We start from the raw sequence: 17,968 nt of genomic DNA, 5'->3' as shown, positions 1-17,968 counted from the left end.
AATACGCAGCCATGAGCAAACCCGCAGCACACCACCCTCCCCTTGCCGCAGGCTGGCTGGCCAGCGCGCCTCCCATCCTGCCTCCTGCCCCGCGCCACTGGCTGTTCCGCCCCGGCGCGCTGACCGCCGGCTTGCGCCAGGTTGGCCAGGTGCGCCTGCGCGTGCTGGCCGAATACGCGGATGGCGCGCCGCTGGATGAAGCCCGGGCGATGGGCATCGCGCCCGGCGCGCCGGTATGGATCCGTGAGGTGCTGATGTCGGTGGACGGCGTGGACAGCGTGCCCGCCCGCAGCCTGACGCCGCTGCGCGCGTCCCACGGCGCCTGGCAAGGCATGCGCCGCCTCCTGACCCGGCCATTGGCGGACATGCTTTACCACGACAGCACGGTGGTGCGTTCGCCGTTTGCCTGCCGCCGGCTGGCCTCGCCGGTGCCGTTTCATGCCACCGCGCTGGGGGTATTGCCGACCGGGCAGCGCGACCGCGATGGCGGGCGCATCTGGGCGCGCCGCTCGGTGTTCTGGCGCCAGGGCCAGCCGCTGCTGGTGGCCGAGTGCTTCCTGCCGGCGTTCTGGGAGCTGGTTGCTGATCAACCCGTGCCGCCGCTGGTGCCGCATCAGCGCACGCCGCGCTGACACCCCGGCCTCAGCCTTCGTAGCGGCGCCCGCGCTTCAACAGTTCGGGCGTGCCGATCACGGCGTTCAGACCGTCGAAGTCCAGCATGCCCTCGCGCCACGGCGCGGTCGTGCCATGCTGGCGCAGGCTGGCGTAGTAACCCTGCAGCGTGTGCGCCACCGCGCGCGCCGTGCCGCCAGGAAAGATGACGATGCGGAATCCCAGCGCGGTCAGCGCATCGGCGCTTTGCACCGGAGTCTTGCCGCCTTCGACCATATTGGCCAGCAGCGGCACGCGATGCGCAAAACGGCTGCACGCCGCCTGCATCTGCTCCGGCGTGCGCAACGCCTCGATGAACAGCGCGTCCGCGCCCGCTTCCAGATACGAGTCGGCGCGGTCCAGGGCGGCTTCCAGCCCTTCCACGGCCAGCGCGTCGGTGCGCGCCAGGATCAAGGTGGACGCCTGCGCGCGCGCATCCACCGCGGCGCGCAGCTTGCCGCACATTTCGGCGGCCGGGATCACGGACTTGCCGTCCAGGTGGCCGCAGCGCTTGGGGAAGGTCTGGTCTTCCAGCTGGATCATGGCGGCGCCGGCGCGCTCCAGTCCGCGTACGGTGCGTTGCGTGTTCAAGGCATTGCCGAAGCCCGTGTCGGCGTCCACGATGACGGGCGTGGCCACCCGCTCGGTGATGCGGGCCAGCGTGTCCTCGACCTCGCTGTACGTGGTGAGGCCGATATCCGAGCGGCCCAGCCGCGTGTAGGCAATGGACGCGCCCGACAGGTATAGCGCGCCGAAACCCGCCTGTTCGGCGATGAGCGCGGACAATGCGTCGTAGACGCCGGGAGCCAGCACGGCGCCGCCGGCCAGCTGTGCTTGCAGATTCTGTTTGTGCATGGTTTGGAAAGTCCTAGGAAAGCTCGCGGCCGAACAGGGATGCGGCCGTCGCCGCGGCGATATGGCCGCCCGCCACCGCGCTGAGCAGACCGTTGCCGGACAGGTAGCCGGACACGTCGTTGCCCGACACGCCGCGCGCCGCGCCGCCTGCCGCCAGCAGGTTGGGCAAGGGGTTGCCCATCTGGTCCAGCACACGGCAATGCGCGTCGATGTCCAGGCCGCCCTGCGTATGGAACAGCGCGCCCGTCACTTTGATCGCGTGGTACGGCGCTTGCAGCGCGCGCTCGAAGCGCCGGCCGAGGGCGTCGGTGGCGCCGGGCGACACCCCCGCCAGCGTCGCGCGCAGCGTGGCTTCGTCGCAGCCGATCAGGGCCGCCAGCGCCCCGACATCGGCGCAAGTCTTCAGCGCCTGGCCCATCTCTGCCTGGACGAAGTCCGGAAAGCCGCGCGCCAGCGCCAGCGTGCGGTCGTCGAATACGTTCCAGGCCACGCCGCCGGGTTGCGCCAGCACATGGACCGCGGCCTCGGAATAGCCGTGGGTCTCGTCATGAAAGCGCCGCCCCGCGGCATTGATCTGCACGCCGCCGTCCATCATCACGGCCCAGGAGATCAGTGCGCCCTGCGGCGTGGCCCAGGAGCCGTGCCCCTGGTAGCCGCCCAGGTCGGCCAGGCGCGCGCCCAGTTGCACTCCCCATTCGATCGCGCTGCCGTCGTTGCCGACATGGCCGCCGTAGACAGCCCCCCGCATGGCCGGCAGATGTGCGCCCACCATCGCGGCATTGCCGCCAAAGCCGTTGCAGGCCAGGATCAGCACGTCGCAGCCGATCACGTCGATGGAGCCGTCCGGACGTTCGCAGCCCACCGCGGTGACGCGGCCGCCCTCGTCCGTCCAGATCTGCCGTGCCAGGGCGCGGGTCAGCAGATAGGCGCCGGCCCCGGTGGCGGCGCGCTCCAGCGCGGCGACCAGGGCCGCGCCCGTGCGCTCGGGCAAGGTGTGCATGCGGCGGGCGCTGTGGCCCGGATACAGGAAGCCGTCCAGCACCTGGAAATCCAGGCCGTGGCGGCCAAGATTGTCCACTGCGGCAGCTGCCGCACCCGTATAGGCATCGACCAGCTGCGGCGCGGCCGTGCCGCCCGCCTTGGCCTGGATGTCCGCGGCAAAGCGCTGCGCGTCGTCCTCGATGCCAGCGGCCCGCTGTACCGCCGATCCCGCCGCCGGAATGAAGCCGGACGACAAGGCGGTGGAGCCGCTGGGCGCGGCATCGCGCTCGATCAGCACGGTCTCGATGCCGGCATCGGCCAGGCGCAGCGCGGCGGTCAGGCCGCAAGCGCCGGCGCCGATGATGGCCACCGGCACATGCATCGCGTCCGCGCCGGGAGCCAAGCCCCGCAGGACTTGCGGCGCGCTCACGAAGCCAGCCTGCCCAGGAAGTCCTGGCAGGACAGCACGTCGGCCACGGTGCGCAAATCCGCCAGCGCGGCATCGTGCATGGCCGGCGTGGGCGCGGCGCAGCCGTCGGCCAGCACCGCTACGTGATAGTCCCGCATGTGGGCATCGCGCGCCGTGCTGGCCACGCCGCCATTGGTGACGATGCCGGCGATCACCACGTTGGAGATGCCCGCGCGCCGCAGCACCCAGTCCAGCTGGGTATTGAAGAAGGCGGAGTACGCCACCTTCCAGACCGACACGTCCACCAGCCCATCCAGCTCGGCCACGTTGGCCTGCCCCTTGGAGCCGGCGACGAAATCGCCCTTGCGCAGGAATGGGCGCAACTGCCGCAGATGCGGCGAAATCATGGGTTCGCCGTGGGCGTCCGGCCATAGCGTGAACTGGCTGGCCGCCACGAAGCCGCCTCGCGCCTTGAGCGCGCGGGCCACGGGCGCGACCCGGGCGGGCAAGGCCCGCGCCTGCGGGCTGACGGCGCCGCCGCGGTCATAGGCGCCGCCGGGCGCGAGGAAATCGTTCTGCAGATCGATGACGACCAGCGCGGTGCTGCGGGGATCGAAGGCTGACATGGGCTCTGCTCCTAGGAAACCTGGCGGGCGATCAGCAGATTGCCCAGGGAATCGACCTGGCCGGCAAAGCCGGGCTCGATCCAGATCGTGGTGTCCGGCTGCTCCAGGATGGCGGGCCCCGCCACCTCCGCGCCCACCGGCAGATCCAGCCGCGCGTAGCGCATGGCGTCATGCCATTGCCCGCCGTGGAAGACGGGTTGCGTGCCCAGCGCGTCCGGCATCGCGGTGCTGGTCGGCGCCAGCAGCGCCAGATCGAACTTGGGTCGCTGGCCGATGCGCGCATAGCGCAGGTTCAGGATGCGCACCGCGATGCCGTCCAGGCTGCGGCCGAAGGCGGCGCGGTAGGCACGCTCGAAGGCTGCGCCGATGCCGGCGCGGTTCAGTTCATCACGGCCGACCTCCACCCGCACCGTATGGCTCTGCCCGACGTACAGCATGTCCAGCTCGATGCTCTCGCGTATGCCCTGAAAGCCCACGCCCGCGGAATCCAGCCGCTCCTGGCAGGCCAGCGCCAGGCCGTCGATGCGGGCCAGCAGGTCGTCGGCGTCCAGCGCGGCCAGCGCCACGTTCAAGGTCTGCACGCCGTCGTGCCGCATGTCGGCCATGACGCAGCCCAAGGCCGAGGTCACGCCGGGATAGCGCGGCACGATGCCGCGGGCCGCGTCCACTTCGTTCATCATGGCGCAGACGTGCAGCGCGCCGCCGCCGCCAAACGGCATGTAGGCGAACTTGCGCGGGTCATGGCCGCGCTCGATGGACACGACGCGGATCGCGCCCGCCATCTTGGCATTGGCCACGGTCAGGATGGCCTCGGCCGCGGCATGCACGTCCAGGCCGAGGGGCTTGGCTACATGCTCTTCGATGGCGGCGCGCGCCAGCGCCACGTCCATGGTGGCAAGCAGCCCGCCGCCCAGCGGGCGTTCGGCCGCGATGCGGCCCAGCAGCACGTTGGCGTCGGTCACGGTGGGACGGGTATTGCCCCGGCCATAGCAGGCCGGCCCCGGCACGCTGCCGGCGGATTCGGGACCCACCTGCAACAGGCCGCCCGCGTCCACGCTGGCGATAGAGCCGCCGCCCGCGCCGATGGTCTCGATCTGGATCATGGGCGCGCGCACCACCATGCCGAAGTCGATGGCGGTCTGCGCCGACAGCGAGGCCTCGCCGTCGGCCACCAGCGACACGTCGAAGGAAGTGCCGCCCATGTCGCCGCTGACCACGTTGGGAAAGCCCGCGGCGCGCGCGATGGCGGCGCAGGCGATGACACCCGCGGCCGGGCCGGACAGCGCGGTGCGCACCGGCACGTCGCAGGCCGTCTGGCGCGACATCACGCCGCCGTTGCTCTGCACCACCAGCAGTTCGCCGCCGAAGCCGTTGTCCTTCAGGTCCGCTTCCAGCCGGGTCAGATAGCCGCCGACCACCGGCTGCAGCGCGGCATTGAGCACGGCGGTGGAGCAGCGCTCGAATTCGCGGATCTCGGGCAGCACCTCGGTGGCGGCGGTGACGTTGCCGTTGGGCCAGAGCGCGCGCACGCAGGCCGCGGCCTGCGCCTCATTGGCCGGATTGGCATAGGCGTTGACGAAAAAGAGGCAGACCGCCTCGCAGCCCTGCTCCAGCAATTGGCGGGCCGCGGCCTCGACCTGGGCCAGGTTCACTGGCGTATGCAAGGTGCCGTCGGCCAGCACGCGCTCTTCGACTTCCAGACGCAGGTCGCGCGGGACCACCGGCTCATAGTTGCCGCGCAGGCCCCAGGTCTGGGGCCGGTCGCGCCGGCGCATTTCCAGCACGTCGCGAAAGCCGGCCGTGGTGATGATGCCGGTGCGCGCCACCTTGCGCTCCAGCAGCGCGTTGGTGCCTACCGTCGTGCCGTGCACGATGGTGGCGATGGCGTCCGCGCCGTCGGCCACGCGGGCGATGCCGTTCATGAAGCCGCGCGCTTCCTCGCCGCGAGTGGAAGGCACCTTCACCACGCGGGCGCTGCCGCCCGCCTCGTCCAGCACGAATATATCGGTGAACGTACCGCCCACGTCCACGCCTACGACCAAACCTTGTGCCGCGCTCATGCCGACTGCTCCTTCAGATTTCCGCTCACGTAACCCATCTTGCGGTCATGCTCGCGCGCCGCCTGCGTGCGCGCGGCAGGCTCGCCGTAACCGCCTCCCCCCGGTGTTTCCAGGCGGACCCGGTCGCCGCGCTTGAGCTGGATGCCCAGCATCTTCGAACGCATGGGCGGCGTCTGCCAGCCGCCGTCCTGCTGATAGCGGAAGACGTTCAGCGCCGCTTCCCTGCCGCCGGCGATACCCTTGGGCGCGCTCTTGCCGCGTTCGCCGAAGATGAAGGCCTCGGCGCTGTCTTCCAGCAGTTCGATTTCATAGATGGCGCCCAGCCCGCCGCGGTGCTGGCCGTCGCCCGCCGAATCGGGCCGCAGCGCCCATTGCGTGAAACGCACGGGATAGGCCGCTTCCAGGATTTCCAGCGGCGGAATGGTGGCCGTGGAGATGGGCGCGTTGCCATGGCTGAGCCCGTCGCCGTCCGAGTGGCCGCCATGGCCGCCGCCAAAGAAGCTGAACATCACCCAGCGCTGGCCGCGCCGGGCGGGGTCGCTACGGTAGCCGGCGATCGACAAGGCATTGATGGTGCCGTAGGCCTGCGCCAGCGCGCGCGCCGGCTCGGCCTGGGCCATGGCGCAGAAGATCACGTCGATCATGCGCAGAATGGTTTCCGTGTAGCCTCCGACCGGTCGCGGGCGGTCCGCCGAGATCACCAGGCCGTCCGGAAGCACCACGTCCACCGCGTCCAGCACGCCGGCATTGGCCGGCACGTCCGGGAACAGGTGCTTCAGGGCCACATAGCAGGCCGCGATCGCCGTGGCGCGAGAGATATTCACCGGCCCGGCGCAGGCAGGCGAAGTGCCGGTGAAATCCAGCGTCAGGCGGTCGCCCCGGACGATGAGTTTGAGCGCGATGCGCAGCGGCTGGTCGCGCACGCCGTCGTTGTCCAGCATGTCCTCGAAGGCGTATTCGCCGTCGGGCAGGCGCGAGATGTGGTCGCGCATCAGGCGGCGCGCCCGCTCCCGCAAGGTGTCCAGCGATTCCAGCACGGTGGCGTCGCCGTATTCGTCGAGCAGGCCGTCCAGCCGGCCCGCGCCCAGTTCCAGCGCCGCCAGCTGCCCGTTCAGGTCGCCCCACAGGCTGTCCGGCAGGCGCGTGTTGGCCTTCAGGATGGCCAGCACGTCCAGGTCCAGCACGCCCGCGCGCACGATGCGCACCGGCGGAATCTGCACGGCTTCCTGCCAGCATTCGGTGGCGGCGGGGTTGTAGTTGCCCGGCACCGCGCCGCCGACGTCATGCCAATGGGCCGCCGAGGCCAGGAAGCAGAACAGCTTGCCGTCGCGGAACACCGGACGCACCAGCTTGAAGTCATTGGCGTGGGTGCCGCCTTCGTAGGGATCGTTGAACAGCCAGACGTCGCCGTCGACCATGCCGCCGCGCTCGGCGGCCGCCTTGGCCGCGGCCTTGACGGCAAAGGCCATCGCGCCCACGAATACCGGCAGGCCGGACTTGCCCTGCACCAGCGTGGCGCCGGTGGCGGCATCGTACATGCCGTGGCAGGCGTCATGGGCCTCGGCGATGATGGGATTGAACGCGCTGCGGTACAGCGTGGCGTCCATCTCGTCGGCGATCTGTTCCAGGCGGCCTTTCAGGACCGCGAGTGTGACGGGATCAAGCATGATGTGGTTCCTAATGAGTTTTGCGCTGTTTCAGCAAATTCAGCAGTCCGCCGGCCTGCACCATTTCCAGCAGGAAGGCGGGCACGGTGTCGCAATGCAGTTCCGCGGGTTGCCCCGCGGCGCGGTGGATGCGGCCGGCGGCGGGGTCCAGGGCGATGCGCTCGCCCTCTTGCAGGGTTTCGGCCTGTGGGCAGGTCAACAGCAGCAGGCCCACGTTGAAGGCGTTGCGGAAATACAGGCCGTTGAAGGATGGCGCGACCACCGCGGCGATGCCCAGGCGCACCAGCGCCGCGGCCGCCTGCTCGCGCGAGGAGCCGATGCCGAAGTTGGGGCCGGCCACCAGCACGTCGCCCGGCCGCGCGCCGGCGGCGAACTCGGGCCGCACGCGCTGCAGGCAATGGCGCGCGATCTCGTCGATGCCAAACTTCATATAGGCGCCCGGCGCCAACGCGTCGGTGTCGATATCTGCGCCCACGCGCCAGACGCGGTGCGTCACGGACTGCTCGGTCATGCCATGAACTCCCGGGGATCGGCGATGCGGCCGGCTACCGCCGATGCCGCCACCGTATAGGGCGAGGCCAGATAGACCTGGGCCGTCTCCGAGCCCATGCGCCCCTTGAAATTGCGCGCCGTGGTGGCGATGACGCTGGCGCCGTCCGGGATGGACCCGCCGTAGCCCGCACAGGCGCCGCAGGAGGTGGCCAGCACGTCCGCGCCGGCCTCGCGCAGCGTCTGCATCACCCCTTCCGCCTCGGCCTGGCGCTGGTCCTGCTGGCTGGCCGGCGCCACCATCAGGCGCATGCCGGCGGCCAGCCGGCGGCCGCGCAGCACGCTGGCCGCGGCGCGCAGGTCCTCCAGCTTGGCGCCGGTGCAGGCGCCGATGTAGGCCACCTGCAGCGGCACGTCGCCATACTGATCCACGTCGCGCGCATTGGCCGGGCTGTGCGGCGCGGCAACCTGCGGCGCCAGCGCCGCGGCGTCGAATTCGTGCCACTCGGCCTGCGCGCCTTCGTCGCTGCGCCAGCGCGCCAGATCGATCTCGTCCGTGACGCCTGCCTCGCGCAGGTAGGCAACCGTGGTGGCATCCGGCGCGATCAGGCCGACCTGCGAGCCCAGCTCCGCGCTCATGTTGGACAAGGTCATGCGTTCCTGCATCGACAAGGCGCGCACCGCCTCGCCGCAGAATTCCACCGCCTGGTAGCGGCCGCCGTTCATGCCATAGCGGCCTATCATGTGCAGCATCATGTCCTTGGCGGTCACGCCAGCCGACAGCCGGCCGTTCCAGCGCATCATCAGGGTCTGTGGCACCTTTACCCAGATCTGCCCGGTGACGGCCACGCCCAGCATCTCGGTGCTGCCGATGCCGAACATGTAGGCGCCGAACGCGCCGCCCGTGGGCGAATGCGAGTCCCCGCCCACGCAGAACATGCCGGGACGGATATGCCCGTGCTGCGGCACCACCACGTGGCAGATGCCGAGCGAGTCATAGACGTTGGGCAGCTGCTGTTCGGCCGCCCAGTCGCGCGCGATGCGCACGATACGGCGCGATTCGTCGTCGGATTCGGGCACGTAGTGGTCGATGACCAGCACGATCCTGGACGGATCCCACAGCGTGGCGCCCAGTTCCTGCAGCATGGGCTGCAGGCGGCGCGGGCCGCTGGAATCATGGAACATGGCCAGGTCGACCGCGCAGGTGACGATTTCGCCCTCGGCGACGCAAGCGCGGCCACAGGCCGCCGCGATCAGCTTCTGCGCCAGTGTTTGAGGCTCGGCCATGGCTACATCCCGAGGTAGGCCCGGCGCACGTCGTCGCTGGCCATCAATTCCGGGCAGGCGCCGCTATAGCGCACCGCCCCGTTTTCCAGCACGTAGGCGCGCTGTCCCGTTTCCAGCGACTGGCCCACGTTCTGCTCCACCAGCAGGATCGCCAGCCCCTCGCCATGCAGGCGCGTGATCAAGCCGAACAGCTCTTCGACCATCAGCGGCGACAGGCCCAGCGACGGCTCGTCCAGGATCAGGAGGCGCGGCTCGGCCATCAGGCCGCGGCCGATGGCCAGCATCTGCTGTTCACCGCCGGACATGGTGCCGGCCAGCTGGACCAGGCGCTCGCGCAGGCGCGGGAAGATGTGCAGCACTTTCTCCAGGTTGGCGGCGCGGCGCTCGCGGGCCCGGGTGAACGAACCCAGTTCAAGGTTCTCGCGCACGCTCAGGTTGGGGAACACGCGGCGGCCTTCGGGCACCTGGATCAGTCCGGCCTTGACCACGTCGCGGTAATGGCGGCCGGTCAGGTCCTGGCCTTCGAAGCGCACTGTGCCGCCCCAAGGCCGGCACAGCCCGCAAACCGTGTTGTTCAGCGTGGACTTGCCGGCGCCGTTGCTGCCCAACAGCACCACGATCTCGCCCTGGTCCACCCGCAGGTCGACGCCGCGCAGCACTTCCATGCGGCCGTAGCCGGCGCGCAATCCCTGGACTTCCAGCAGCGCGCTCATGCCGGCGCTCCCTGCGCGGCCAGCCTGGCCGCCGCGCCCTGGCCCAGATAGGCCTCGACCACCGCCGGATCGCGCGTGACCTCGCCCGGCGTGCCCGAAGCGATCAGGCGGCCCTGCGCCAGCACCCAGACGTGCTCGGCCAGGCTCATCACCGCGCGCATCACGTGTTCGATCATCAACACGGTCACGCCGTCGTCGGCCAGCTTCTTCACCACCGGTATCATCTCGTCGATCTCGCTGGGGTTGAGCCCCGCCAATACTTCGTCCAGCAGCAGCAGGCGCGGCCGCGTGGCCAGCGCGCGCGCCAGCTCCAGTCGCTTGCGTCCGGCCACGGTCAGGTCCGCCGCCGGCCGGTCCAGCAAGGCTTGCAGGTTCACACGGGCGGCCACCTCTTCGGCCGCTTCCAGCGCCTCGCGGCGGTTGCCCAGGCGCAAGTGCGCTCCCACGGCGATGTTCTGGCGCACCGTCTGCGCGCCGAAGGGCTGCACGATCTGGAAGGTGCGGGTCAGCCCGAGCCGCGCCGACTCATGCGGCGGGCGGCCGGTGATGTCCGCGCCGGCGAAATGCACCGAACCGGAACCGGGCTTGAGGAATCCGGACAAAAGGCCGAACAGCGTGGTCTTGCCCGCGCCGTTGGGGCCGACCAGGGCCGTCAGCGAGCCCTGGCGTACGTCCAGGCTCACGTCCTGGACTGCCTTCAGGCCGCCGAAAGTGATGGAAAGATTGCGCGCTTGCAGCAGGATCTCAGACACGGGCGCGCTCCTTGGCATTGAACAGCCGGCTCAAAGCCTGACCGCTGCCGGTGATGCCGCGGGGCAGGAACATCACGATCACGATGAGCACCACGCCGTAGATGACCATGCTGATGCCCGGCAGCTCGCCGAACAGGTTGCGCGTCAGGTCGCTCAGCGCATGCAGCGTGACCGCCCCCAGCAGCGGTCCCCACAGAGTGCCCAGGCCGCCGACGATGGCGCCGACCAGCGCCTCCACCGACACGGCCGAGCCGAAGGCGATGCCCGGATCGATGTACTGGAACACCTGCACGTAGAAGGCCCCAGCCGCGCTCATGAAGGCGGCCGACAGCGCGATGCCGCCGAGCTTGACCCGCAGCGGATTCACGCCGATGGCGCGCGCCGCGTCCTCGTTGTCGCGCACCGCCTGCAGATAGGCGCCGAAGCGCGAATGCCGCAGCCATGCCGTAACCACCAGCGCCAGCAGCACGAAGCCCAACAGCAGGTAGATGTAGCCGCGGCGCGAAGCGAACTGCATGTTCGCCACGCCCTCCTGTAACGGCACCATCAGGCCCACGCCGCCCCCGGTGAACGACACCGACAGCGCCAGGATGCGGAACACCTCGGCGAACGCCAGCGTCACCAGCGCGAAATAGGAGCCCTTCAGGCCATAGCGGAACGTCAGCCCGCCCACCGCCAGCCCGACCAGCGCGCCCAGCGCGATGGCCATGGGCAGCGCCAGCCAGGGGTTGATGCCCAGGTTGAGCTGGCCCAGCGCCTGGGCATAAGCGCCCACGCCGAAGAACAGCGCATGGCCGAACGACAGCTGGCCGCCGTAGCCGCCCAGGATGTTCCAGGCCTGCGACAGCAGCGCCGCGTACAGCGACATCATCACGAAGGTCAGGGCGACGCCCGACTCCGTCAGCGCGGCGGCGGCCGCCAACGCCGCGCCGAACAGCGCGATAGTCAAAAGATCCTTGCCCATGCTCAGCCCCTCGCCCCGAACAGCCCCTGCGGGCGAAACAGCAGCACCGCGATGAAAATCGCGAATATGCCCATCTGGCCCAGAGAGTCGCCCAGGAACAGGCCCCCGATGGACTCCACCACGCCAATCAGCAGGCCGCCGACCAGCGCGCCCACGAAGCTGCCCATGCCGCCCAGCACCACGATGGTGAAGGCCACCAGCACGAAGCCGCCGCCGACCTGCGGATTCACGTAGTACGCCGGCAGCAGGAAGCAGGCCGCCGCGCCCAGGCAGGCCATGCCGATGCCGAACGACAGCGCGTAGACCTTTTCCACGTCTATGCCCATGAGCTTGGCGCCCTGCTTTTCCTTGGCCACCGCGCGGATCGCCCGGCCCAGGTCGGTGCTGCGGATGATCCAGAACAGCACCGCCGCCACCGCCAGCGCGCCGCAGAAGGCGATGATCTTGGGCAAGGCGATCATGGCCGGCCCGATCTCCACCGTGGACAGCGTGTAGGCCGTGTCGATGGTGCGCGTGTCCGACTTGAACCACACCAGCGCCAGGTTCTCCAGCACGATGGCCAGGCCCAGCGTCACCAGCAGGATGTTCTCGTCCTTGCCGTGGCTGGCGCGGTTGATCACGTAGCGCTGCAGGGCATAGCCCAGCGCGAACATGCCCGCCACCACCAGCGGCAACGCGGCGTAGGGGTCGATGCCGAGGCGGTCCTTCAGCAGATACACGGCGTACAACGCCACCATCAACGCCGCCCCATGGGCGAAGTTGATGATGTGCAGCACGCCGTAGATCAAGGTCAGGCCCAGGGCGATCAGCGCGTACACCGCGCCCGTGGTCAGGCCGTTGAGCACCGAGGAAAAGAGGATGGCGGGATCGAGCACGCTCAGGCCTTCAGCGGGAAGATGGCATCGGCCTGGCGGTAGTCGGCCGGGATGACGACCTTGATGTCGCCGCCGATCACTTGCGTCAGCAGAGGCTGCGCGCCTGTGTTCTGGCCGTCCACGAACTTGGTCGGGCCGTAGGGCATGATGTGGTCCGAGAAGGTGCTGGAGGCCAGCGCCTCGGTGATGGCCGCGCGGTCGGCGGACTTGGCGCGTTCCAGCGCGTCGGCCAGCAGCAGCACCGAGGTATAGGTCATGAAGACCTCGTAGCTGAAGTAGGCGCCCTTCTCTTCCACGCGCGCCTTCAGCGGGGCAACGCGCGCATCCTTGGGGTTGAACCAGTGGTTGCAGTCGAGGATGCCGTTGGCGATGTCGGGGAATTCCTTCAGGAACTTGTAGCTGGAGGCCGCGCCGCCCAGCACCGAGTAGATCGCCTTGGGCTGCACCTTCTGCTGCTTCATGGCGCGCAGCAGCAAGGCGTACTCGTTGTAGTAGTTGGCCGGGATCACGATGTCCGGATTGAGGGACTTCATGCGCAGCACGATGTTGTTGAAATCGCGGGTCGGGTTCGGATGCTTGACCACGTCCTTGACCTCGAAGCCATGCTGCGGCAGGGCCTTGGACAGCAGCGCCGCGGTGCCGGTGCCGAACAGCGAATCCTCGTGCACGATCATCACGGTCTTGGCCGGCTTGCCCGCCGCGTCGTTGAGCGCGGCCAGGTCGGTGATGGCGCGTTCGCTACAGGCGCGGTAGCCCGGGCCGAAACGGAAAGTGTTCTTCAGGCCGCGCTCGACGATCTGGTCGGCCACGCCCACGTCCACCACGTGCGGCAGGTTGTACTTGGCCGCGGTCTGCGTGGTGGCCAGGCAGATCGCCGACGCATAGGCGCCGACGATGGCCGACACGCCCGCCTCGTTCATTTTCTCGACCTCGGCCGAACCCGCCTCGGGGCGCGACTGCGCGTCGCCCAGCATGGCTTCCAGCGGCGCGCCGCCCAGCGACTTGATGCCGCCGGCCTTGTTGATGTCCTCGATCGCCAGCAGCGCGCCCAAGCGGCATTGCTGGCCCGAATAGGCCAGCGCCCCCGTCACCGGATGCAGGATGCCGACCTTCACGGGTTTGGCGCCCTGGGCGCGTGCCACCCATGGCGCCGACACCAGGGCAGCTGCGGCGGCGGATTGATAGAGGAAAGTGCGGCGCGAATTCATGGGCGATCTCCGAGAGTTCAATGGAATTGGGCGGACAGCTCTTCGCTGACCCATACCTTGGCGTCGATGCTGCCGACGCGTGACAGCTGCAACTGGTACTGATAGCGATCGGGGCGGTACAGGCCTTGCAGCAGCTGCACCGGCCGCTCGTTCACGTCGCGCACGATGCGCGTCACGGCCAGCAGCGCGGAGCCCACGGCCACGTCCAGGTGGCGCGCCACCTGCGCATCGGCCAGCCGCGCCGAAATGGTCTGGGTCGCGCCGCCGAACTCCACGCCGGCCGCTTCCAGCAACATCAGCAGGGGTTCGCGCTCCAGGTCTGCGCGCGTGAAATCGGCCACGGCCTGCGGCACGTAGGTCGTGATGTAGGACAGCGGCCCGGCCTCGGTGCTGCGCACGCGCAGGCTCTTGTGCACGGGCGCGCCGGGCGCCAGGTCCAGCGCCTCGGCCACCACGGGCGGCGCCGACACCAGGGCGCTGTCCAGCACCTGCACCGAGGTGCGCAGGCCCATGTTGACGATGTTCTCCAGCAGGCCGGTGAGGTGCGCCTTCTGCGGCGGATTGGCCTTGGGCGCGCTGGCCGGATTTGCCGGCGCGCGCAGCGGCCAGGTACCCAGGCCGGGCCGGCGCGACACCAGTCCGTCAGCCACCAGCATCTCCATGGCCTTGCGGATGGTGATGCGGGCCACGTCGAACTGGTGGGCCAGCGCGTGCTCGCCTGGAACGCCGTCCTGATCGAAGCGCCCTTCCTGCACCTGTTCGCGCAGGACGAGGTAGATCTGGTGGTACTTCGGCAGAGGTAATGAGGTTCCCATGACGGGAACTCTAGGAGTGTCCTAATGTACCGTCAATGGAACAAATGACTTAGACGGTTGTTCTATCGGGAAAACACTGAGGGCGCGGACTCGATCCGGTTGCGCCCGCGCTGCTTGGCGTAATACAGGGCGCGGTCGCTGCGGCTGAGCGCCAGCTCGGCGTCCGCGTCCATGGTGTGCATGGTCGAGATGCCGATGCTGACCGTCAGCGGAATATGCCGGTCGTCGCCCAGCGAAAACGGCGCGGCCGCAATGCGCTGCTGCACGCGCGTGGCGAAGGCGTGCGCGCGCTCGATGTCGGTATCCGGCAGCACCACGGCGAATTCCTCGCCGCCGATGCGCCCCACCAGATCGACCGCCCGCAGCTGGGCCCGCAGCGTATTGGCGAAGTGCTGCAGCACGCCGTCGCCGATGGCGTGGCCCCAGGTGTCGTTGATGCGCTTGAAATGGTCCAGGTCGCACATCAGCACGGCGGCGCAATCGCTGCCCTGGCGCTTGATCCGGGCCAGTTCCGCGGCGATGCGCGACATGAAATGGCGGCGGTTCGGCAGCGTGGTCAGGGCGTCGGTGGCGGCGAGTTCGCGCAGTTCGAAGTCGGCGCGCTTGCGGTCGGTGATGTCGGTCACGAAACCGTGCCAGACCACGCTGCCGTCGGCCGCCTTGCGCGGACTGGCGTCGCCCTGGCGCCAGCGCAGGCCCTGCTGCGGCAGGCAGACGCGGAACTCCAGGTGCCAAGGGGTCTGCGCCGCGGCCGCGGCCTGCAGCGAGGCGTGATAGGTGGCCAGGTCCTCGGGATGGACGCGCAGCTCGATCGCCGCGGGGTTGGTGCGCACCTCGTAAGGCGTGAGTTCGAACATGTCCCAGATGCCCGCGCTGACATACAGGAAGCGCGACCCGCCCCCGGGCCGCTGGCCGCACTGGAACACCATGCCCGGCACGGCGTCGGTCAGGTTGACCAGCAGGTCCGCCGTGCGCCGCAGGCGTTCCGACATCGCGCGCATCGCGCTGATGTCGGTGGTGGTGCCCATCATGCGCAAGGCCCGCCCCTGCGCGTCGCGGCTGACGACCTTGCCGCGGCTGCAGATCCACTTGTAGCTGCCGTCCTTGCAAAGGATGCGGTGCTCGACTTCGTAGCTCTCGGTCTTGCCCTCGAAATGCGCCTGCATGGCGGCGCGCACATAGTCGGCGTCGTCGGGGTGCAGGCGTTTGTAGGAGTCCTCGATGCGGTTGGTGACTTCGGATTCGGCGTAGCCCAGCAGGGCCTTCCAGCCCGGCGAATAGGTGATTTCGCCGGTTACGACATTGCGGTCCCAGATGCCCGTGCCGCTGCCTGCAATGGCCATGGACAGATTGCGCGCTTCGGTGCGCCAGCCGTCTTCCGCCGCCCGTTCCGCCGCCAGGGCCTCGCGCTTCTCGACGGCCGCGACGGCCAGTTTGGCGAAATCGTGCAAGGCATCCAGGTCTTCGTCGCCGAAGTCCCGCGGCTGGCCGTGCAGCAGCCGGAACGTACCCAGCCGGCGGCCGTCGCAGGCGTGCAGCGGGCAATCCACGGAGAAAGGAAGCGTGCCGGCCGCGGCGGCAGGCAAGGCGCCTGCCTGGGCCTGCCAGACGCCGTCGGCGTCGCTGCAGGCGACCAGCGCCATGTCCACGCCGAACTGCCGCCTGGCCAAGCGGACGAGCCGGTCCAGGGGGCCGTCGAGCCCGGTTTGCACATTCTCCGCGCCGCCGGCGGGCGCGCATGCAGGGGGAACGTCACCTGTTGCTGGCATGTCTGGACCTGACTCAACACGAGATTCATAGACATGGCCATGCCGGTGGCCATGACTGACATTTTGTCACGCTCTGCACCAAAATAGCATCATTTTGAACGATATGATCACCGGCCTATGGAACACCCTACCCGCCTGCTGCAACGCGCCTGGCTCCTGCTGCTGGCCATCCTGATCACCCTCCACGGCGGCCTGGCCCACGCCCAGGCGTTCGACCGCCAGGCGGAGAACGCCCGTTACCGGCAATGGCTGGAGGACTTCCGCGCCGACCTGCAGCGCCTGCGGCAATCGCCCGATCCGGCCAAGGCCGACATCGACAGCCTGTTCGCGAAGACCATCGTGCCGGCTTCCCGCGGCACCCAGCTGGTCAGGACACTGGTGGAGGCTCCCGGCGACTCCACCAGCGGCGAGGTCCACTACGCAGGCTTGCAACGCGTCTTCCTGGCCGCCCTGGCCAACGCCGTGGTGGCGGGCGACGGCGGCAACTACCCCGAAACGCAGGCCAAGTATCAGAAACAAGTATTGCGCGTGCGTTACATGCACGTGGACGGCGGCGGCCGGCTGGAGTCTTTTTTCAACGACCCCGAAAACTTCAAGCCCTACCGCCTGCCCGCGCCCGGCACCCTGGAGCGCGACGCCTACCCCTTCCTGCTGTTCGAGGAACATGAGGGCAAGCTGCGGCTGGGCGGCGTGTCCAAGGAATTCTGGGATCTGGTGAAGTTCATGGATACGCAGCAATATGCGTAAGCGACTGGTCCTGCTGCTGGCGGCCATCGCGCATGCCGGCCCTGCCCTGGCGGCCTGCGGCCCGGCCGCCGTCGATTTCGCCGCGCCCGTGGCGCTGAAGGCGGTGCCCGTCTCGGTCGGCCTGGGCGGCGACCGTGTCCTGCTGGGCCGCCAGGGCGAACGCGTTGCCGCCCGCAACAAGCCGGTATGGGTCGACGAAACCGGCGATCCGATGCCCCGGACCTGGATGGACAAGGTCGATTGGTCCGCCTACCGGCTGGAGAGCGCCTCGCGGGCGCCCACGAGGTTGTACTTCGACGACGATGGCCGGCTGTGCCGCGCGGAGTCCTACGACCTGCCCCGGCGCGGCGACGCCGCCCCCTTCCTGTCGGGCGGTTACACGCTGGAATACGACGGCAACGGCGCCCTGACGCGCGTGGTCGAGTACGAACAGACCGCGGTGCGCCGGCCGGCCACCTACGAGGCAAGCGGCCAGGCCTGCCTGAAACGCGATGCCCGGGGCGCACTGACCGCCTTCAGCGATGGAGCTTGCGACGCCAGGCAAGAGCCGGCCGCCGGCCGGTTCTACGCGCGCGACGCCGCAGGCCGCCTGCTGCGCGCCATCGATACCGCCGAGCAAGGCGGCGCATTCCAGGTCCAGACCTATGATGCCGAGGGTCAGCCAAAACAACGTTATGTGCGCCGCTATTCCCCCGGGGATGGCGCCAAATCCTACGCCTCCCTCGCGCACGCCTCCCCGGACTCCCGCCCTTATCCGGTGCACCAGGCAGAGTTGAACCAGCTATCCACCGAGGTTCCGGGCAATGACTGGCGCATCGTCAGCATCGCCGACGAGGTGGCGCTGGACGATCCGGACATGCAGTCCTGGAATCCGGACACGCAAACCATCCTGGCCCAGGGCGTGACCGATGCGCAAGGCCGCGCGCCGCTCTCGGCGGACGCGCAGGCGCGCGTCTGGCAGGCCATGCGCGACAAGCCTGGCAGGATCTTCTGGTATTCGGACCTGATGAGCCGGGTGCTGCTGCTGCCCGCCATGGACGAGGCCCGCTGGCGCGCCTGCGCCGATCCCGGGAATCAGGCCGCCGACGCCTGCGGCTGAG

17 protein-coding genes are annotated in these 17,968 nt (G+C 69.3%); 3 read left to right on the top strand and 14 right to left on the bottom strand.

Annotated features, from left to right (window positions below; translation table 11 throughout):
• Nucleotides 1-11 precede the first annotated feature (11 nt).
• Nucleotides 12-632: a chorismate--pyruvate lyase family protein gene (locus tag ACZ5YA_RS02810; protein ID WP_464091984.1), complete on the top strand. Its 621-nt coding sequence runs from the start codon at nt 12-14 to the stop codon at nt 630-632.
• 10 nt (nt 633-642) lie between these two features.
• On the opposite strand, the gene ACZ5YA_RS02805 is transcribed toward ACZ5YA_RS02810, so the two are convergent.
• The 14 genes from ACZ5YA_RS02805 to ACZ5YA_RS02740 all read right to left on the bottom strand — a co-directional run bounded on the left by ACZ5YA_RS02805 (nt 643) and on the right by ACZ5YA_RS02740 (nt 16,121).
• On the bottom strand, nt 643-1,506 hold the full coding sequence (locus tag ACZ5YA_RS02805; RefSeq protein WP_251880556.1) for an isocitrate lyase/PEP mutase family protein: 864 nt from the start codon (nt 1,504-1,506) through the stop codon (nt 643-645).
• 13 nt (nt 1,507-1,519) lie between these two features.
• On the bottom strand, nt 1,520-2,917 hold the full coding sequence (locus tag ACZ5YA_RS02800; protein WP_464091983.1) for an FAD-dependent oxidoreductase: 1,398 nt from the start codon (nt 2,915-2,917) through the stop codon (nt 1,520-1,522).
• Nucleotides 2,914-3,522 (bottom strand): cysteine hydrolase family protein, encoded by a 609-nt coding sequence (locus ACZ5YA_RS02795; protein ID WP_059374360.1) that lies wholly within the window; start codon nt 3,520-3,522, stop codon nt 2,914-2,916. The genes ACZ5YA_RS02800 and ACZ5YA_RS02795 overlap by 4 nt, the downstream gene beginning before the upstream one ends.
• Nucleotides 3,523-3,533: 11 nt before the next feature.
• The gene (locus ACZ5YA_RS02790) at nt 3,534-5,582 is read right to left on the bottom strand and encodes a hydantoinase/oxoprolinase family protein (protein ID WP_118933558.1); all 2,049 of its coding nucleotides are present in this window, start codon (nt 5,580-5,582) and stop codon (nt 3,534-3,536) included.
• Complete coding sequence (locus tag ACZ5YA_RS02785; protein WP_118933557.1) at nt 5,579-7,249, bottom strand: hydantoinase B/oxoprolinase family protein; 1,671 nt, start codon at nt 7,247-7,249, stop codon at nt 5,579-5,581. The genes ACZ5YA_RS02790 and ACZ5YA_RS02785 overlap by 4 nt, the downstream gene beginning before the upstream one ends.
• A gap of 10 nt (nt 7,250-7,259) precedes the next feature.
• Nucleotides 7,260-7,760, bottom strand: coding sequence for a LeuD/DmdB family oxidoreductase small subunit (locus ACZ5YA_RS02780; protein ID WP_464091982.1), 501 nt, complete (start codon nt 7,758-7,760; stop codon nt 7,260-7,262).
• On the bottom strand, nt 7,757-9,025 hold the full coding sequence (locus ACZ5YA_RS02775) for a 3-isopropylmalate dehydratase large subunit (protein WP_464091981.1): 1,269 nt from the start codon (nt 9,023-9,025) through the stop codon (nt 7,757-7,759). Before ACZ5YA_RS02775 ends, ACZ5YA_RS02780 begins: the two co-directional genes overlap by 4 nt.
• A 2-nt stretch (nt 9,026-9,027) precedes the next feature.
• Nucleotides 9,028-9,738, bottom strand: a complete 711-nt coding sequence (locus ACZ5YA_RS02770) for an ABC transporter ATP-binding protein (protein ID WP_419343101.1) — start codon at nt 9,736-9,738, stop codon at nt 9,028-9,030.
• Complete coding sequence (locus ACZ5YA_RS02765; RefSeq protein ID WP_059374346.1) at nt 9,735-10,490, bottom strand: ABC transporter ATP-binding protein; 756 nt, start codon at nt 10,488-10,490, stop codon at nt 9,735-9,737. The genes ACZ5YA_RS02770 and ACZ5YA_RS02765 overlap by 4 nt, the downstream gene beginning before the upstream one ends.
• Nucleotides 10,483-11,454, bottom strand: a complete 972-nt coding sequence (locus tag ACZ5YA_RS02760) for a branched-chain amino acid ABC transporter permease (RefSeq protein WP_251880562.1) — start codon at nt 11,452-11,454, stop codon at nt 10,483-10,485. The genes ACZ5YA_RS02765 and ACZ5YA_RS02760 overlap by 8 nt, the downstream gene beginning before the upstream one ends.
• Before the next feature lie 2 nt (nt 11,455-11,456).
• A complete protein-coding gene (locus ACZ5YA_RS02755) occupies nt 11,457-12,329 on the bottom strand; it encodes a branched-chain amino acid ABC transporter permease (RefSeq protein WP_059374344.1) in 873 nt (290 codons plus the stop codon).
• 2 nt (nt 12,330-12,331) lie between these two features.
• Nucleotides 12,332-13,537, bottom strand: coding sequence for an ABC transporter substrate-binding protein (locus tag ACZ5YA_RS02750; RefSeq protein ID WP_059374343.1), 1,206 nt, complete (start codon nt 13,535-13,537; stop codon nt 12,332-12,334).
• 17 nt (nt 13,538-13,554) lie between these two features.
• Nucleotides 13,555-14,352 (bottom strand): GntR family transcriptional regulator, encoded by a 798-nt coding sequence (locus tag ACZ5YA_RS02745; protein ID WP_118933551.1) that lies wholly within the window; start codon nt 14,350-14,352, stop codon nt 13,555-13,557.
• 62 nt (nt 14,353-14,414) lie between these two features.
• Entirely contained in the window at nt 14,415-16,121 is a 1,707-nt protein-coding gene (locus ACZ5YA_RS02740) for a sensor domain-containing diguanylate cyclase (RefSeq protein WP_118933550.1), read from the bottom strand.
• Between the two features lie 117 nt (nt 16,122-16,238).
• Here ACZ5YA_RS02740 and ACZ5YA_RS02735 point away from each other — a divergent pair, with 117 nt between their 5' ends.
• A complete protein-coding gene (locus tag ACZ5YA_RS02735; RefSeq protein WP_118933549.1) occupies nt 16,239-16,868 on the top strand; it encodes a hypothetical protein in 630 nt (209 codons plus the stop codon).
• On the top strand, nt 16,861-17,967 hold the full coding sequence (locus ACZ5YA_RS02730; RefSeq protein ID WP_464091980.1) for a hypothetical protein: 1,107 nt from the start codon (nt 16,861-16,863) through the stop codon (nt 17,965-17,967). Before ACZ5YA_RS02735 ends, ACZ5YA_RS02730 begins: the two co-directional genes overlap by 8 nt.
• Nucleotide 17,968: the final 1 nt, after the last annotated feature.

This window comes from Achromobacter sp. JCM 18799 (assembly GCF_055395645.1).
The sequence above is the reverse complement of the archived record's forward strand: the minus strand, read 5'-3'. Positions and strand labels throughout refer to the sequence as shown.

Excerpts from the sequence above, each read along its gene's own strand:
- ACZ5YA_RS02810 (WP_464091984.1), top strand. The coding sequence starts at position 12 with ATGAGCAAACCCGCAGCACACCACCCTCCCCTTGCCGCAGGCTGGCTG.
- ACZ5YA_RS02805 (WP_251880556.1), bottom strand. The coding sequence starts at position 1,506 with ATGCACAAACAGAATCTGCAAGCACAGCTGGCCGGCGGCGCCGTGCTG.
- ACZ5YA_RS02795 (WP_059374360.1), bottom strand. The coding sequence starts at position 3,522 with ATGTCAGCCTTCGATCCCCGCAGCACCGCGCTGGTCGTCATCGATCTG.
- ACZ5YA_RS02790 (WP_118933558.1), bottom strand. The coding sequence starts at position 5,582 with ATGAGCGCGGCACAAGGTTTGGTCGTAGGCGTGGACGTGGGCGGTACG.
- ACZ5YA_RS02785 (WP_118933557.1), bottom strand. The coding sequence starts at position 7,249 with ATGCTTGATCCCGTCACACTCGCGGTCCTGAAAGGCCGCCTGGAACAG.
- ACZ5YA_RS02780 (WP_464091982.1), bottom strand. The coding sequence starts at position 7,760 with ATGACCGAGCAGTCCGTGACGCACCGCGTCTGGCGCGTGGGCGCAGAT.
- ACZ5YA_RS02775 (WP_464091981.1), bottom strand. The coding sequence starts at position 9,025 with ATGGCCGAGCCTCAAACACTGGCGCAGAAGCTGATCGCGGCGGCCTGT.
- ACZ5YA_RS02770 (WP_419343101.1), bottom strand. The coding sequence starts at position 9,738 with ATGAGCGCGCTGCTGGAAGTCCAGGGATTGCGCGCCGGCTACGGCCGC.
- ACZ5YA_RS02760 (WP_251880562.1), bottom strand. The coding sequence starts at position 11,454 with ATGGGCAAGGATCTTTTGACTATCGCGCTGTTCGGCGCGGCGTTGGCG.
- ACZ5YA_RS02750 (WP_059374343.1), bottom strand. The coding sequence starts at position 13,537 with ATGAATTCGCGCCGCACTTTCCTCTATCAATCCGCCGCCGCAGCTGCC.
- ACZ5YA_RS02745 (WP_118933551.1), bottom strand. The coding sequence starts at position 14,352 with ATGGGAACCTCATTACCTCTGCCGAAGTACCACCAGATCTACCTCGTC.
- ACZ5YA_RS02740 (WP_118933550.1), bottom strand. The coding sequence starts at position 16,121 with ATGCCAGCAACAGGTGACGTTCCCCCTGCATGCGCGCCCGCCGGCGGC.
- ACZ5YA_RS02735 (WP_118933549.1), top strand. The coding sequence starts at position 16,239 with ATGGAACACCCTACCCGCCTGCTGCAACGCGCCTGGCTCCTGCTGCTG.
- ACZ5YA_RS02730 (WP_464091980.1), top strand. The coding sequence starts at position 16,861 with ATGCGTAAGCGACTGGTCCTGCTGCTGGCGGCCATCGCGCATGCCGGC.